Origin of the sequence: Serratia sp. G204Y, from assembly GCF_051172435.1 — a bacterium.
Classification (GTDB): Bacteria; Pseudomonadota; Gammaproteobacteria; order Enterobacterales; family Enterobacteriaceae; genus Serratia; species Serratia sarumanii.
In genome coordinates, this window is sequence record NZ_JBPIZA010000001.1 from 485,296 (window position 1) to 499,097 (window position 13,802).

Consider the following 13,802-nt stretch of genomic DNA (forward strand, 5'->3'; position numbering starts at 1 on the left):
TGAAGGGTATAGCCTATTGCCGGCGGCGGAACAACGCGCGATCTCCCGCTACGGCCGACGAGCGGCGGCTATTGTACATTTTTATGACAATAGTGTGACGTTAATCACGCCGACGGCGGCCTCGGCGGCGAAAGCTTGCTGGTCGGAGGTTTCGCTCTACGCTTAATGAGCGCCACGACGGTGCGCCCATCAGCCATTCAGGAGGAAGTATGCAGACGATTCCCGCCGCGGTACTCGACGATCTGGCCCCGCAAGGCGTGTTGCGCGCGGCGATCAACTACGGCAATCCGGTGCTGGCACAGGCCGGGGCCGGTGGCAAACCGCAAGGCGCTTCGGTGGAGCTGGCCGCCGCGCTGGCCCAGGAACTGGGCGTGGCGCTCGAACTGGTCACCTATGACGCGGCGGGCAAGGTGTTCGCCGACCTGGACAGCGGCGCCTGGAACCTGGCGTTTATGGCCATCGAGCCGGTGCGCGCGGCGCAGATCGCCTTCAGCGAGCCCTACGTGATCATCGAGGGAACCTATCTGGTGGCGAACGACGCGCCTTACTTTGAGGTGGCGCAGCTCGACAGGCCGGAGGTGCGCATCGCGGTCGGCCAGGGGGCGGCGTACGATCTGTTTTTATCGCGCACGCTGCAGCAGGCGCAGCTGGTGCGGGCGGCAACCTCCGCCGAGGCGATCGCGCTGTTTTTCGACCGGGGGCTGGAGGCGGCGGCCGGCGTGCGCCAACCGCTGCTGGCCGCTGCGGCCGCCCATCCTGGCTACCGAGTGCTGGACGGGCATTTCACCGCTATCCGCCAGGCGCTGGCGGTGCCGCGGCAAAAAACGCAGGGCGCCGCCTACGTGAACGATTTTATCGAGCGCTGCAAGGCCAACGGGCTGGTGAAGGCGGCCTTGCAGCGCAGCGGCCAGGGTGAGGTGACGGTGGCGCCGCCGGCCGCCTCGGCGTGATCAGTTCAACTCCACCGCGTACTGTTCCACCGGGGTGATTTTCTTGATCAGCTTGTTGTCGAACAGGAACTGTTCGTAAGCCTGGTAGCGGGCGCGATCCAGCTTGGCCGGATCGCGCGCGAACAGCGGCAGGCTGGCTTGCCACGCCTGTTTGTTCAGCTCGGTATTCAGCTCCGGGTGCGCCTTGGCGAACGCCAGCCAGGTGTCCTGCGGGTGCGCGTGCAGGTAGTCGCTGCCTTGCTTCAGCGCGGCGAGGAACTTGCGGATTTTCGGCTCGTTCACCGCATCGCGGTGGGCGACGATGATCAGCTCGTCGTAGGCCGGCACGCCGTAATCTTCGACGTTGAACACCACCGGCGTCTTGCCCTGCAGCTTCAGCTCCAGCGCTTCGATGTTGCGGTAGCCGCCGATCACCGCATCGACCTGGCCCGCCAGCAGGGCGCTGGTCAGCTGGAAGTTGACGTTGATGAGCTTGATGTCCTGCGGCTTGAGGTGTTCGTGTTCGACCATGGTGGCCAGCGTCGCCTGTTCGATGCCGCTGACCGAGTAACCCACCGTCTTGCCCTTGAGATCCGCCGGCGACGTGATGCTTTTATCCAGCGCGATCACCGTATTCAGCGGCGTGTTGATCAGCGTGCCGACGCGCATCAGCGGCAGGCCCTGATCGGCGAAGAAATGCAGCTGAGGTTGGTAGGTGATGGCGAGGTCGGCCTGTTTGGCGGCCACCAGCCGCGGCGGCAGCGCCGGATCGGACGGCGGCACGATCTTGACGTCCAGCCCTTCGGCCTTGAAGGCGCCGATCTGCTCGGCCACCATAATCGGCGCGTGATCGGGGTTGATGTACCAGTCGAGCACCAGCGTCAGCTTTTCGGCCGCGCCGGCCTGGCCGGTGATGGCGGCGCCGAGCAGCAGCCCGCAGAGGGTTTGTTTGATCATGGTCGTTCCTTTATCCCTGGTTATGGTTGCAATCATCAGTCGTTTTCCGGCGCCCAGGCGATCAGGCGCCGCAGCAGCGCATCCACCGCGGCCCACAGCAGCACGGTCATCAGCACCAAAATAAACAGCGCGGCGAAGCAGACGTCGGTCTGCATGCGCGCGTTGGCGTTCAGCATCACGTAGCCCAGCCCTTCGGCCGAGCCGACCCATTCGCCGATGATGGCGCCGATCGGCGCGACGGCGGCGGCCATGCGCAGGCCGGAGCCGAAGGCCGGCAGCGCCGCCATCAGCCGCACGTGCCGCAGCTGCGCCCAGCGCGAAGCGCGCATCGTGCGCGCCAGATCGAGATAGTCGTTGTTGACCCGGCGCAGCCCGTCGAAAAAGGCCGACACCACCGGGAAGAAGATCACCAGCACCGCCATCGCCACCTTGGCGCTCATGCCGAAGCCGAACCACAGCACCAGCAGTGGCGCCAGGGCGAACACCGGTATCGCCTGGCTGGTGAGCACCAGCGGCATCAGCCAGCGCTGCAGGCGCGGCGAGAAGATCATGCACAGCGCCAGCGCCGCGCCGAGCAGCACGCCCAGCGCCAGCCCGCTGACGATCTCCGAAGCGGTGACCAGCGTGTGCCAGGCGAGATAGCCGCGCCCGTCCCACAGCGCCTGCGCCACCGCGCCCGGCGTGGGCAGCAGAAAGGCCGGAATGCCGCTTTGCGCCGCCAGCCACCACAGCAGCAGCAGGCCGACGAACACCGTCAGCCCGCGCTGCAGGCGGGTGAGGCCGCGCTCTTTGGCGATATTCATTGCGCGGCCCTCACCAGCTGTTGCAGCAGCTCGGCCTGGCTTCTCAGCAGGTCGGCGTCATCCGGCGCACGCGGCGGTTGCCCGCTGATGCGGTGGCTATCATCGAGGCCCAGCGGCCAGGGCGACAGCACCAGCAGCCGGTGGCTCAGGCGGCAGGCTTCCATCGGGTCGTGGGTGATCAGCAGCACGGTGTTTTGCGCCAGCAGTTCGGCGGCCAGGCTCTGGATCTCGGCGCGGGTGATGGCGTCCAGCGCCGAAAAGGGTTCATCCATCAGCACGATCGGCTGGCGTTCATAGAGCGTGCGGGCGATGGCGGCGCGCTGGCGCATGCCGCCGGACAGCGCGGCGGGCAGGCTGCGGCCATGAGCGGCCAGGCCCACGCGCTCCAGCAGGTGCGCCGCCCACGCCCGATCCGGCGTTTCGCCGCGCAGCCGCGCGCCGAGGGCGACGTTCTCTTCGACGGTCAGCCACGGGTAGAGCAGGTCTTTTTGCCCCATGTAGGCGATGCGCCCGGCGATCGGCAGGCCGTCGCTGCCGGTCACCGTGCCCGAGGTGGCCTGCGCCAGGCCGGCGATGATCTTCAGCAGGCTGGTTTTGCCGGCGCCGCTGGCGCCGAGCAGGGCAACGAAGCTGCCGCCGGCGATGTCGAAACTCAGCCGCTCAAAGATCGTCTGTTGACCGAAGCGCAGAGTGAGATCCCGCACCTGGATGCCGGGCGGGAGACGCGGGGAGGTCATGAGGCGTTCAGCCCCATTTGCCAAAATGCCGATTCCAGCTGGGTGGCGGTGGTGAAAATCTGCGCCAGCTCGGTGAAGCGGCCTGGTGCGCCGCGCTGGTGGCCGACGGTTTCCAGCAGCTCGATGGCGGCGCGCACGCCGGCCAGATAGCCCTCGTCGCCGTAGTTGCGGATCCAGGAGGCGTAAGGATTGCCCTCCATTTGGGTGGCGGGATCGTGCAGCAGCCGCAGGCCGATTTCGGCATAGCCGGCCACGCAGGGCAGCAGGCCGGCCAGCAGGTCGAGGGCGTCGCCGGCATGGCCGATATCCAGTACGTAGCGGGTATAGTTCATGGTTTCCGCCGCTTCCGGCTGGGCGGCGATCTGCGCTTCGCTCAGCCCCCATTCGGCGCAGTAGGCCACGTGCAGCGGCAGTTCGGCGACGATGCCGTTGAGCGACGCGGTGGCGGCGCGCATCTCCGGCAGGGTGCGCAGCTTGCTGACCAGCAGCGCGTAGGCGCGGGCGAAGTGCAGCAGGAACAGATAGTCCTGGGTCAGGTAGCGGCGAAACGCGCGTTCGGGCAAGGTGCCGGCGGCCAGCTGCTGCAGAAACGGGTGATCGACGTAGTCTTGCCAGTGGCTGCCGGCATGTTGGCGCAGCCGGCCGTAAAGACCGCTTTCGAACAGGGTGGTGATGGACATGGGACCTCCTTGAGTCAGTGGAGATCCGGGCACGCTGGGGTATGAACAGGCAACGGGTGAGAGCGTTGTTGCCTAACCGTCCCTTCGCTGGCATGACCCAGATCAGGTTCAAAGGGTTCGGCTTGCGCCATCTCAGCCCGTAACAGGACACCCCTCGGAGCTGCTTGTTATACGACATTTGTTTTTTGATTACAATCGCCGGGCGGCGCGGCGGCAATCGGTTCGTTTAGTGCGATCGGGGGCGATTTTGCTGGCGCAGGGCGCGCGGTTTTTGTCACTGTAGGCCGATGATTTGCCTTTGAGGACGATTCCCGATGAAAAAGATTGGTTTTCTCTCGTTTGGCCACTGGTCGCCTTCCGCCCAGTCCGGCACCCGTTCCGCGGCGGATGCGCTGCTGCAGTCCATCGATCTGGCGGTCGCCGCCGAAGATCTGGGGGCGGACGGCGCCTATTTTCGCGTACACCACTTCGCACGCCAGCTGGGGTCGCCGTTCCCGCTGCTGGCCGCCATCGGCGCCAAAACCCAACGCATCGAGATCGGCACCGGCGTGATCGACATGCGTTATGAAAATCCGCTGTACATGGTGGAAGACGCCGGCGCGGCGGATCTGATCGCCGGCGGGCGGCTGCAGCTCGGCATCAGCCGCGGCTCGCCGGAGCAGGTGATCGACGGCTGGCGCTATTTCGGCTATGCCCCGGCCGACGGCGAGAGCGACGCGGACATGGCTCGCCGCCACACCGAAGTGTTCCTGGAAGCGCTGCGCGGTGAAGGGTTCGCCGAGCCCAATCCACAGCCGATGTTCCCGAATCCGCCCGGGCTGCTGCGGCCGGAGCCGTTTTCCGCCGGGCTGCGCGACCGCATCTGGTGGGGCGCCGGTTCGAACGCCACCGCCGTCTGGGCGGCGAAGCTGGGCATGAACCTGCAAAGCTCGACGCTCAAGAACGACGAAACCGGCGAACCCTTCCATATCCAGCAGGCCAAGCAGATCCGCGCCTACCGCGCCGCCTGGCAAGAGGCGGGCCATGCGCGCGAGCCGCGGGTTTCCGTCAGCCGCAGCATCTTCGCGCTGGTGGATCAGCGGGATCGCAACTACTTCGGCGGCGGCGGCAAGGAGGGCGATCAACTGGGGTATATCGACGCGCAGACCCGGGCGATCTTCGGCCGCAGCTATGCCGCCGAGCCGGACGAGCTGATCAAGCAGCTGGCGCAGGACGAGGCCATCGCCGAAGCGGATACGCTGCTGCTGACCGTGCCTAACCAGCTGGGCGTGGATTACAACGCCCACGTCATCGAATCGATTTTAACCCATGTCGCGCCGGCGCTCGGCTGGCGCTAAACGGAGGAGTGGCATGTCACGCATTTTCATTACCGGTTCGGTAGACGGGCTGGGCCGCGCCGCCGCGCAAACGCTGTTGGACGAAGGGCATCAGGTAATTCTGCATGCGCGTGAGCCCGGCCGTTTGGACGCGGTGCGCGATCTGCTGGATCGCGGCGCACAGGCGACGATCGGCGATCTGTCCGATGTGCAGCAGATCCGGCAGCTTGCCGAGCAGGTCAACCGCCTCGGCCGCCCGGACGCGGTGATCCACAACGCCGGTATGTTTACCGGGCCGCAGGTGATGCCGGTGAACGTCGTTGCGCCCTACCTGCTGACGGCCCTGATCGAACGCCCCAAGCGTATCGTCTATCTGAGCAGCAGCATGCACTTTGACGGCGTGGCGGAACTGAGCGGCGTGGACTGGCTCGGCGGCGCAGCCGGCTCCTATTCGGACAGCAAACTGTTCGTCACCGCGCTGGCCGCCGCCGTGGCGCGCCTGTGGCCTGACGTGATCAGCAGCGCGGTCGATCCCGGCTGGGTGCCGACCAAAATGGGCGGCGCGGATGCGCCAGACGATCTGGCGCTGGGGCATGTGACGCAGGCGTGGCTGGTGAGCAGCGATGAGCCGCAGGCTCTGGCGTCCGGCGGCTATTGGCACCATCAACAGCGCTTCGAACCTCACGCGGCGGTATACGACGAGGCGTTTCAAACGGCGCTGCTGGCGCAATTGGCGCGCGCCGGCGGGGTGAGCCTGCCGCAGGCTTGAGGACAGTGCTTTGTTGGCCCGTCGGCGCTTGCCGACGGGCTTTTTTATGCCCGCAGGGTGAACCGGCGAGGCTTTTCTTATACAGTGGCTGTCTGACCTGTTTTGCTTGTTCTTCCTATTATCGCCATGCATACATTCCTGATTATCGTCCCTGAAGGGGGCATGCTGTTCGAAGCGGCGGGCATCGCCGATATCCTGATGCAGGCTAACCGTCTGAGTCCTGCCGAGGCGCCGCTGTATCAGATCGCGGTCGCCACCACGCAATCCCATCGGGTGGTACACGGCCTGTCCGGGCTGAGCCTGTTGGCCGACCACCGCCTGGCGGATCTCGATCCGGCCCTGCCGCGCGATACCGTCATTGTTGCCGGCAAGGGGGCGACGGAAGAAGAGGGGGCCCTGGTGGCGGATTGGCTGCGCCGCGCGGCCCCGCAGGCGCGCCGTATCGCTTCCGTTTGCGGCGGGGCTCTGCTGCTGGCCGAGGCCGGGTTGCTGGACGGGCGGCGGGCGACTACCCACTGGCGGCTGGCGGAAACGCTGCAGGCGCGCTTTCCGCGGGTGCAGGTCGAGAACGGCCCGATCTACGTGCAGGACGGGCCGATCTGGACCTCCGGCGGCGTCAGCTCCGGCTTCGACCTGACGTTGGCGCTGGTGGAGGACGACTACGGCTTCGTGCAGGCGCGTGAAGTGGCGCAGGATCTGGTGATGTTTCTGCGCCGCCCCGGCGGGCAGGCGCAGTTCAGCCGCTACCCGCTCAACCAGGCCAAATCGCCGGGCCCGATCCGCGACCTGCAGTCCTGGATCCTGGAAAACCTCGCCGACGATCTCAGCGTCGATCGGTTGGCCGAACGCGTGGCGATGAGCCCGCGCAACTTTACCCGGGTGTTCACCCGCGAGACGGGCATTTCTCCCGCCAAATTCGTCGAAGAAGGGCGGTTGCATACCGCCAGGCAGCGCCTTGAGCAGAGTGCGGAGGGCATCGAACAGATCGCGCTGGCCACCGGCTTCGGCAACGGCCTTAACCTGCGGCGGGTGTTTGAGCGCAAACTGCAGCTGACCCCGAGCGAATACCGCGAACGCTTCCACGCGCGCAATTTGGCGCAAATTGATCGGTAAACGTCATTTACGCCGCCTCGTGGCAGGGCTAGATTTGAGGCAAAGCCCAAAACGAGGAGATCATCATGGTGAAAGTAGGCATTAACGGCTTCGGCAGGATCGGGCGCAACGTGCTGCGCGCGGCGCTGGGGCGCAGCGATTTTGACGTGGTGGCGATCAACGATCTGACGGACAGCAAGACGCTGGCGCACCTGCTGAAATACGACACGCTTTCCGGCACGCTGGCGGCCAGGGTGGAAGCCGGTGACAACCAGCTGCTGCTGGACGGCCGGCCGATTCAGGTATTTTCGCAGCGCGATCCCGCCGAGATCCCCTGGAGCAGCGTGGGCGTGGACGTGGTGATCGAAGCAACGGGCTTCTTTACCGATAAAGCCAAGGCGGAAGTGCACATCACGCACGGCGGCGCCAAGCGGGTGATTATCTCGGCGCCGGCCAAGAACGACGACATCACCATCGTCATGGGGGTTAACGACCAGCTCTACGATCCGGCGCTGCATAAAGTGGTCAGCAACGGCAGCTGCACCACCAACGGGCTGGCACCCGCCGCGCAGGTGCTGCATCAGGCGTTCGGCATCGAATACGGACTGATGAACACCACCCACGCCTATACCAACAGCCAGGCGCTGCACGATCAGCCGGAAAAAGATCTGCGCGGCGCGCGGGCGGCGGCAGAGTCGATCGTGCCTTACTCCAGCGGCGCGGCCAAGGCACTCGGCAAGGTGATCCCGGATCTCGACGGCCGCCTGACCGGTTACTCGCTGCGGGTGCCGGTGCCGGTCGTTTCGATCGTCGATCTGACGGTGACGCTGAAACGCCCGGCGACGGTGGAGGAAATCAACGCCGCTTTCCGCGCGGCGGCGGCGTCCGGCCCGCTGAAAGGAATTTTGGGCTACAGCGATGAACCGCTGGTGTCGAGCGACTATCGGGGCGACGCGCGCTCATCTATTATCGATGGTTTGTCTACGCTGGTCATCGGCGGCAACCTGGTGAAGGTGCTCGCCTGGTATGACAACGAGTGGGGCTTCTCCAACCGCTTGGTCGATCTGGCGCTGCTGATGGAAAAACGCGGGCTGTAAACGCCCAACAGCAAAAAGCCCGCTTAAGTTTCCTTAAGCGGGCTTCTTTAAATATGGCTCCTCTGACTGGACTCGAACCAGTGACATACGGATTAACAGTCCGCCGTTCTACCGACTGAACTACAGAGGAATCGTGTGAACGGGGCGCATCATATCCAGCGGCCCCGGGTGTGTCAACGCTAAATTGCCTTGAGTGGTGCGACTGCTCGGTATCTGAGCAATATGCCCGTCAGTCAGCCCATTGCGCGTCGTTTTCCGCCTGGCCGCGCAGCAGGCGCGCCAGCGGATCCTGGCGGTAGAAGCGGCAAAAGTGCTGATACAGCGCCGGAAAGCGTTCTGCCAGCAGCTCGGGGGCGCTGAAAAAATACTCCGACAGCACGGCGAAGCACTCGGCTGCATCGGTGGCGGCGTAGGCGTCCATGCTGGCGGCCTCTTCGCCGACCATGTCGATCTCGTCCTGCAGGCTTTCCATTGCGGCGTGCAGATCGTGCTCCCAGGCGGCCACTTCGCGCAGCGGGATCGGCGGCACGCCGGTGGCGACGCCGCCGTTGCGCATATCCAGCTTGTGCACCGCTTCGTGGATCACCAGATTGAAACCGGAGAGATCGAAAGAGTCCTGCACGTCTTGCCAATTGAGCACGATCGGCCCCTGTTCCCAGCTCTGGCCGGACTGCACCACCGGCCCCGAGTGCACCAGGCCGATTTCGTCCTGCCATTCGTCTTCCACCACGAACGGGGTGGGGTAGAGCAGGATTTCGTTGAAGCCGTCGAGGCACTCCGCGCCGAGCTCCAGCACCGGCAGGGCGAACAGCAGGGCGATGCGCGCCTGCATTTGTGAGGTGAGCTGCAGCCCCTGCAGCGGCACGATGCGCTTTTGCTGCAAGATTTGCCCGGCGACGGCCACCAGCCGCTGCCGCTCCTGCTCATTCAGCGGCGAGAGCAGCGGGATCGCCAGCGCGTCCTGCCACTGGGCCTCGATGTCTGCCTGGGATTGAGAGGGTTGAGTCGCTTTCCACGGCCATTTAATCATCAGGTTGCTCGTAAACTCATCACTTGAACGTTCAGCGGTATGCTAATGCTGTAAAAATGCCGCAAAAGCGGGCATGATAGCAAGCGTTGTCAGGAGAGATGCCGGAGCGGCTGAACGGACCAGTCTCGAAAACTGGAGTAGGGGCAACTCTACCGGGGGTTCAAATCCCCCTCTCTCCGCCACTATTCAATCACTTACGAATAAATCTTTCAACGATCCCCATCACAGTAAAACCACCGTTCTTATCGGCTGTCGTTCTTATTTCCCTGTCCCGACCCTTTGCCGGCGTTATCAAACCGTCTTTTCGTCTTACCGTTTGTCATGTTGTGAACGATAGGGCGGGTTTGACGCCGCCCGTTGCCGATGGGATTGACTCACTCTGTAAACCCGATGCGCCTTGATATTTCTCGTGCGGGATTACTTGTCCGGTAGCGCATAGGCGATAATGTAGTCGCCGCGCATCGGTGATTGGCGTGCGCCCCCCGCATTGATGACAATGTACTGTTTGCCGGTTTTCGGCGAAAGGTAAGTCATCGGGCCGGATTGGCTCCCGACCGGCAAGCGCGATTTCCAAATCTCTTTACCGTTGGCGGTGTCAAAGGCGCGTAAATAGAAGTCTTGCGTGCCGGCGAAAAACAGAAGACCCGACTGCGTCGACAGCGGCGCGCCCAGCGTTGGCATGCCGATAGGGATCGGCATATGCATGCTGATGCCGAGCGGCCCGGTATCCTCGACTGTCCCGACAGGGACCTGCCACACCAATTTGCCGGTAGTCAGGTCCACGGCGGACATCGTGCCGAACGGCGGTTTCTGGCAGGGGATCCCCAGCGGGGAGAGGAACCGTTCTCGCAGGGCCCCGAACGGGGTGCCCTCCATCGGGACTATCCCCATTTCAATACCGCTGGCGTTGGTTGGCACCTTATCCCTCGGCACCAGATAATGCGCCAATCCCAGACGCATGTCGTTAACGAACATCAGATTATTGTGGGGATCCACGGCGACGCTGCCCCAGTTCATTCCTCCCAGGGAGCCTGGGTATTGCAGGGCGCGGTCTTCACCCGGCGGGGTGAAAATGCCTTGATAGCGCATTTCTTTAAACTGAATGCGGCATAACAGCAGGTCAATCGGCGTTGCGCCCCACATATCCGACTCTTTCAGTTGTTCATTGCCAATCATCGGCATCCCCACTGAGTACGGCTGGGTGGGGGAATAGCGTTCACCCTTGATAGCTCCCGTTGGCACCGGGCGTTCTTCAACTTGCGCGACGGGCTCGCCGGTCACGCGGTTGAGCATGAAAATCATGCCTTGCTTGCTGGTTTGCACCAGAACCGGCGTAATGCCGCCTTTGCCGTCGGGCAAATCGAACAACAGTGGCTGTGAGGGCAGATCGAAGTCCCACAAATCGTGGTGGGTCGTCTGATAGTGCCAGCGAACTTTGCCGGTAGCGGCGTCTATGGCGACGACGGCGGAGCTGTATTTATCGTCCAGCGCGCTGCGAGTGCCGCCGAAAAAGTCTGGCGTCGCGTTGCCTGTGGGTAAATAGATGAGGTTCAACCGCTTGTCATAGGACATGGCTGACCAGACATTCGGCGTGCCGCGAGTATAGGTTTGCCCCTCCGGCGGCAGGCCGCTCAGTTCAGGGTTGCCCGGATCCCAGGCCCACACGAGGTTGCCGGAGTGAACATCATAAGCTCGAACAACGCCGGGAGGCTCATCGGTGGAAAAGTTGTCCGCTACGCGTCCCCCCACGACGACGATTTCTCCGGCCACCAGCGGCGTGGAGGTTTGTTGATAATAGCCCGGTTTGATTTCGCCCATGCCGCTGCCGAGATCGACGGTACCGCGATCGCCAAAGGCGTCGCACAATTTCCCCGTGTCGGCATCAAGGGCGATGAGTCTGGCGTCAATCGTGGGCAGGAACAAACGACGCGAACAGATCGCGGGTGGGCGACTCGAGCCTGTTGCTGCAGGAGCGGCGTGATCCTCGTAGTAACCCAGGCCCCGGCAGCGCTGCCAGTTCGGCGAGGCGGCCTGCGGATCGAAACGCCATTTTTCTTTCCCGCTATCCACATCTAAAGCCAGTACTTTACTGTACGGGGTGCAGACATAAAGCGTGTCGCCGACCTGCAAAGGCGTATTCTGATCTTCCGCGCCCGAACCTTTGCTCACGGGAAGATCGCCGGTATGGGCAGTCCAGGCCACCTGCAAGCGGGAAACGTTCTGCTTGTTTATTTGATCAAGTGCGGCGAAGCGATCGCCGTGCGGGGTATTTCCCCAGTGCTCCCAATTCTTTTGTTGCTCGCCGGCGGCTACTGGAAATACGGGGATGGTTTTCGTCGCGCTGACCAGCGGTTGGGATCTGAACATCCACCCGAAGCTGACCCCCAGCCCGATGGCCAGGATCGCCGCTAAGCCGAAAGCCGGGCCTTTTTTGGCCGAATGACCGGGCATCAATGGCCAGGCGATAGCGCAAAGAAACGCTAAAACGCCGAGGGTGAAAAGGCGCGAGAACAGCGGCCAGTAATGCCAGCTGGCATCGGCGACGGCCCAAAACAGGGAGGCGACGAAGGCGATCGCGTACAGGATAATGCCGCTGCGACGGCGCCGGGCAATCAGTACGGCGGCGATAATCATCGCCAGACCCATCGCCACGAAATAAAACGTTCCGCCGACGAAGGCCAACCTGGCGCCGAGAAGGCAGATTGCCAGGCCGATAATGAACATCAATCCGGCAAGAAACCACAGGAGGTACTTCTTCCCGTCCCGCGTCCTGTGTGCTTTTTGCATATGAGCTCCTTAGCGATTTTTCTCTGAGGCGGTTAAAAAGGGGAATGAGGTGGCGGTGCGCCTTCCGGCTCAGGCGCCGCGTGTTTGCAGCCGGAAGGCGTCTGTACCGAAGAAAGGAAGGGGGGGAATGTCATTCCCGCTATCCTGTCGTCGCTGTTCAAACGGGGGCTACTCCGCGCGTTCAGCGCATGTCATTTGAACGTGCGTCAAGGTAAGCCGTATACCCATGCCCTGCCGCTTGGCGAACTTGATGGCGCCCTTTGGCGACGATCATCGCCACCGTCAATAGCGCCGGCAGCGCCAGCACGGTGAAAATGGTGCTTAAGCTCCAACCGAGCGCCAGCATTTCAGCGCCGGCAAGCGCGCTCAATATGGCGCCCAAACGACCGATGCCGTGCATCCAGCTGGAGCCGGTAGCCCGGGCTTCGGTGGGATAAAAACTGGCCGACAGGGCGTTCATGCCGGTGTTGGCTCCTCCGATGCAGAATCCGATCGCCATCGCGCAGCCTCCCATCAGGACGGGGTAGCCCATCGCCGGCCCCATAAGCAGGGTGAACAGCGCCCCCATCCCATAAATGGACGCCAAAGCGCGATGCGGTTCGGACCTGTCCATCAGCCAGCCGGAAAACAGTGAGCCCAGCGTGCCGCCCGCCTGAAACAGGGCGGTGATGATCGCCGCTTGCGTGACGTTGAAGCCGCCGTCTTTAATCAGCAACGGCAGCCAGCTGCCCAACGTATAGAACAGAAACAGCGCGGAAAAATACGATCCCCACAGCATTAAACTGCCGAAACGGTACTGCGAGCTCACCACTAATTTGATGGGGTGCGCGCAGGTCTGGTTTGGCGGGGGCAATATGATGGTGCTGTGCCGAAGATCGAGGTCGGGCGCCAGTTTCGCCAAAATCCGCTGAATTCCGTCGTTTTTCGCCCGTTTCTCCACCAGGAAACACACCGATTCGGGTAACGCCGCCATCAGCACGGGCGCGAACAGCAGGGGCAAGATCCCGCCGAGCAGCAGCACGGAATGCCAGCCGAAGCGTGGCATCAGCCAGGAGGCGGCGAATCCGCCCAAGGCGGCGCCAAAGGTGAAGCCGCAGAAGACCACGGTAATCAAGAAAGCGCGGCGCCGGGCAGGCGCGAATTCCGCCACCAGGGTGCCGACATTCGGCATGGCGGCGCCCAGCCCCAAGCCGGTGAGCAGGCGAAATAACATCATCTGCTCCATATTTTGAGAAAACGCCGTCACCAGCGTCCAAACGCCAAAAAAGAATACGCTGTTGATGATGACCACTTTGCGGCCGAACCTGTCTGACAATGGCCCGGAAAGCATCGCGCCCAGCGACAGGCCAATCAGCGCCGCGCTGATCACCAGCCCCAGCTCGCGATTAGTGATTTGCCAATCGGCCTTAAGCTCTGGCGCAATAAATCCCATGATAACGATATCGAATCCATCCAGAGCAATGATGCAAAAGCCGAGCAGCACGACCATCTTTTGCCATTTCCCTAAGGGGCGGCTGTCGATCAGCGCCCGAACATTGATTGCGTTGTTTCCCGACATGGGGGGCTCCCGGTGCAGTAGTTGAGTGTCATCACTATAAGCAGCCG

General features: G+C 63.2%; 12 protein-coding genes, 2 tRNA genes and 1 riboswitch. Of the genes, 6 read left to right on the plus strand and 8 right to left on the minus strand.

What is annotated here, in order from left to right:
• Window positions 1-209 precede the first annotated feature (209 nt).
• Complete coding sequence (locus tag ACSBQQ_RS02380; protein ID WP_060427817.1) at window positions 210-950, plus strand: transporter substrate-binding domain-containing protein; 741 nt, start codon at window positions 210-212, stop codon at window positions 948-950.
• Here ACSBQQ_RS02380 and ACSBQQ_RS02385 read toward each other — a convergent pair whose 3' ends face one another.
• Genes ACSBQQ_RS02385 through ACSBQQ_RS02400 form a run of 4 tightly spaced genes read right to left on the minus strand, consistent with a single transcriptional unit; the run spans window position 951 to window position 4,106 of the window.
• The gene (locus ACSBQQ_RS02385; protein ID WP_060427819.1) at window positions 951-1,886 is read right to left on the minus strand and encodes an ABC transporter substrate-binding protein; all 936 of its coding nucleotides are present in this window, start codon (window positions 1,884-1,886) and stop codon (window positions 951-953) included.
• Window positions 1,887-1,921: 35 nt separating this feature from the next.
• Entirely contained in the window at window positions 1,922-2,689 is a 768-nt protein-coding gene (locus tag ACSBQQ_RS02390) for an ABC transporter permease (protein WP_060427821.1), read from the minus strand.
• Complete coding sequence (locus tag ACSBQQ_RS02395; RefSeq protein WP_060427823.1) at window positions 2,686-3,426, minus strand: ABC transporter ATP-binding protein; 741 nt, start codon at window positions 3,424-3,426, stop codon at window positions 2,686-2,688. Before ACSBQQ_RS02395 ends, ACSBQQ_RS02390 begins: the two co-directional genes overlap by 4 nt.
• Window positions 3,423-4,106 carry a TenA family protein gene (locus tag ACSBQQ_RS02400; RefSeq protein ID WP_033647901.1) on the minus strand — a complete coding sequence of 228 codons (684 nt, stop codon included), beginning with the start codon at window positions 4,104-4,106 and terminating at the stop codon, window positions 3,423-3,425. The genes ACSBQQ_RS02395 and ACSBQQ_RS02400 overlap by 4 nt, the downstream gene beginning before the upstream one ends.
• A gap of 62 nt (window positions 4,107-4,168) precedes the next feature.
• A riboswitch (TPP riboswitch) is annotated at window positions 4,169-4,271 on the minus strand.
• 149 nt (window positions 4,272-4,420) lie between these two features.
• Between ACSBQQ_RS02400 and ACSBQQ_RS02405 the strand changes: the two genes are divergently transcribed.
• From ACSBQQ_RS02405 to gap, 4 genes are all read left to right on the plus strand, one after another.
• A complete protein-coding gene (locus tag ACSBQQ_RS02405; RefSeq protein ID WP_033635151.1) occupies window positions 4,421-5,443 on the plus strand; it encodes an LLM class flavin-dependent oxidoreductase in 1,023 nt (340 codons plus the stop codon).
• 13 nt (window positions 5,444-5,456) lie between these two features.
• Window positions 5,457-6,191, plus strand: coding sequence for an SDR family NAD(P)-dependent oxidoreductase (locus tag ACSBQQ_RS02410; protein ID WP_033647899.1), 735 nt, complete (start codon window positions 5,457-5,459; stop codon window positions 6,189-6,191).
• Window positions 6,192-6,317: 126 nt separating this feature from the next.
• A complete protein-coding gene (locus ACSBQQ_RS02415) occupies window positions 6,318-7,304 on the plus strand; it encodes a GlxA family transcriptional regulator (protein WP_060427825.1) in 987 nt (328 codons plus the stop codon).
• A gap of 65 nt (window positions 7,305-7,369) precedes the next feature.
• The gene (gene gap, locus ACSBQQ_RS02420; protein ID WP_060427827.1) at window positions 7,370-8,380 is read left to right on the plus strand and encodes a type I glyceraldehyde-3-phosphate dehydrogenase; all 1,011 of its coding nucleotides are present in this window, start codon (window positions 7,370-7,372) and stop codon (window positions 8,378-8,380) included.
• A 54-nt stretch (window positions 8,381-8,434) separates the two neighbouring features.
• On the opposite strand, the gene ACSBQQ_RS02425 is transcribed toward gap, so the two are convergent.
• Together ACSBQQ_RS02425 and mtfA are read right to left on the minus strand one after the other, a co-directional pair.
• A tRNA-Asn gene (locus ACSBQQ_RS02425) sits at window positions 8,435-8,510 on the minus strand.
• A gap of 99 nt (window positions 8,511-8,609) precedes the next feature.
• A complete protein-coding gene (gene mtfA / locus ACSBQQ_RS02430; protein ID WP_033635147.1) occupies window positions 8,610-9,410 on the minus strand; it encodes a DgsA anti-repressor MtfA in 801 nt (266 codons plus the stop codon).
• A 92-nt stretch (window positions 9,411-9,502) separates the two neighbouring features.
• Here mtfA and ACSBQQ_RS02435 point away from each other — a divergent pair.
• Window positions 9,503-9,592: transfer RNA gene (locus tag ACSBQQ_RS02435), tRNA-Ser, on the plus strand.
• A 235-nt stretch (window positions 9,593-9,827) separates the two neighbouring features.
• Here the strand turns inward: ACSBQQ_RS02435 and ACSBQQ_RS02440 are convergent.
• The gene (locus ACSBQQ_RS02440) at window positions 9,828-12,197 is read right to left on the minus strand and encodes a glucose/quinate/shikimate family membrane-bound PQQ-dependent dehydrogenase (RefSeq protein ID WP_060387999.1); all 2,370 of its coding nucleotides are present in this window, start codon (window positions 12,195-12,197) and stop codon (window positions 9,828-9,830) included.
• Between the two features lie 181 nt (window positions 12,198-12,378).
• Window positions 12,379-13,755: an MFS transporter gene (locus ACSBQQ_RS02445; protein WP_060387998.1), complete on the minus strand. Its 1,377-nt coding sequence runs from the start codon at window positions 13,753-13,755 to the stop codon at window positions 12,379-12,381.
• Window positions 13,756-13,802 lie beyond the last annotated feature (47 nt).

Bases quoted from the DNA above. Each gene is read 5' to 3' on its own strand.
- mtfA (WP_033635147.1), bottom strand. From the start codon at position 9,410: ATGATTAAATGGCCGTGGAAAGCGACTCAACCCTCTCAATCCCAGGCA.
- ACSBQQ_RS02405 (WP_033635151.1), top strand. From the start codon at position 4,421: ATGAAAAAGATTGGTTTTCTCTCGTTTGGCCACTGGTCGCCTTCCGCC.
- ACSBQQ_RS02440 (WP_060387999.1), bottom strand. From the start codon at position 12,197: ATGCAAAAAGCACACAGGACGCGGGACGGGAAGAAGTACCTCCTGTGG.
- ACSBQQ_RS02395 (WP_060427823.1), bottom strand. From the start codon at position 3,426: ATGACCTCCCCGCGTCTCCCGCCCGGCATCCAGGTGCGGGATCTCACT.
- ACSBQQ_RS02390 (WP_060427821.1), bottom strand. From the start codon at position 2,689: ATGAATATCGCCAAAGAGCGCGGCCTCACCCGCCTGCAGCGCGGGCTG.
- ACSBQQ_RS02400 (WP_033647901.1), bottom strand. From the start codon at position 4,106: ATGTCCATCACCACCCTGTTCGAAAGCGGTCTTTACGGCCGGCTGCGC.
- ACSBQQ_RS02380 (WP_060427817.1), top strand. From the start codon at position 210: ATGCAGACGATTCCCGCCGCGGTACTCGACGATCTGGCCCCGCAAGGC.
- ACSBQQ_RS02415 (WP_060427825.1), top strand. From the start codon at position 6,318: ATGCATACATTCCTGATTATCGTCCCTGAAGGGGGCATGCTGTTCGAA.
- ACSBQQ_RS02445 (WP_060387998.1), bottom strand. From the start codon at position 13,755: ATGTCGGGAAACAACGCAATCAATGTTCGGGCGCTGATCGACAGCCGC.
- ACSBQQ_RS02385 (WP_060427819.1), bottom strand. From the start codon at position 1,886: ATGATCAAACAAACCCTCTGCGGGCTGCTGCTCGGCGCCGCCATCACC.
- gap (WP_060427827.1), top strand. From the start codon at position 7,370: ATGGTGAAAGTAGGCATTAACGGCTTCGGCAGGATCGGGCGCAACGTG.
- ACSBQQ_RS02410 (WP_033647899.1), top strand. From the start codon at position 5,457: ATGTCACGCATTTTCATTACCGGTTCGGTAGACGGGCTGGGCCGCGCC.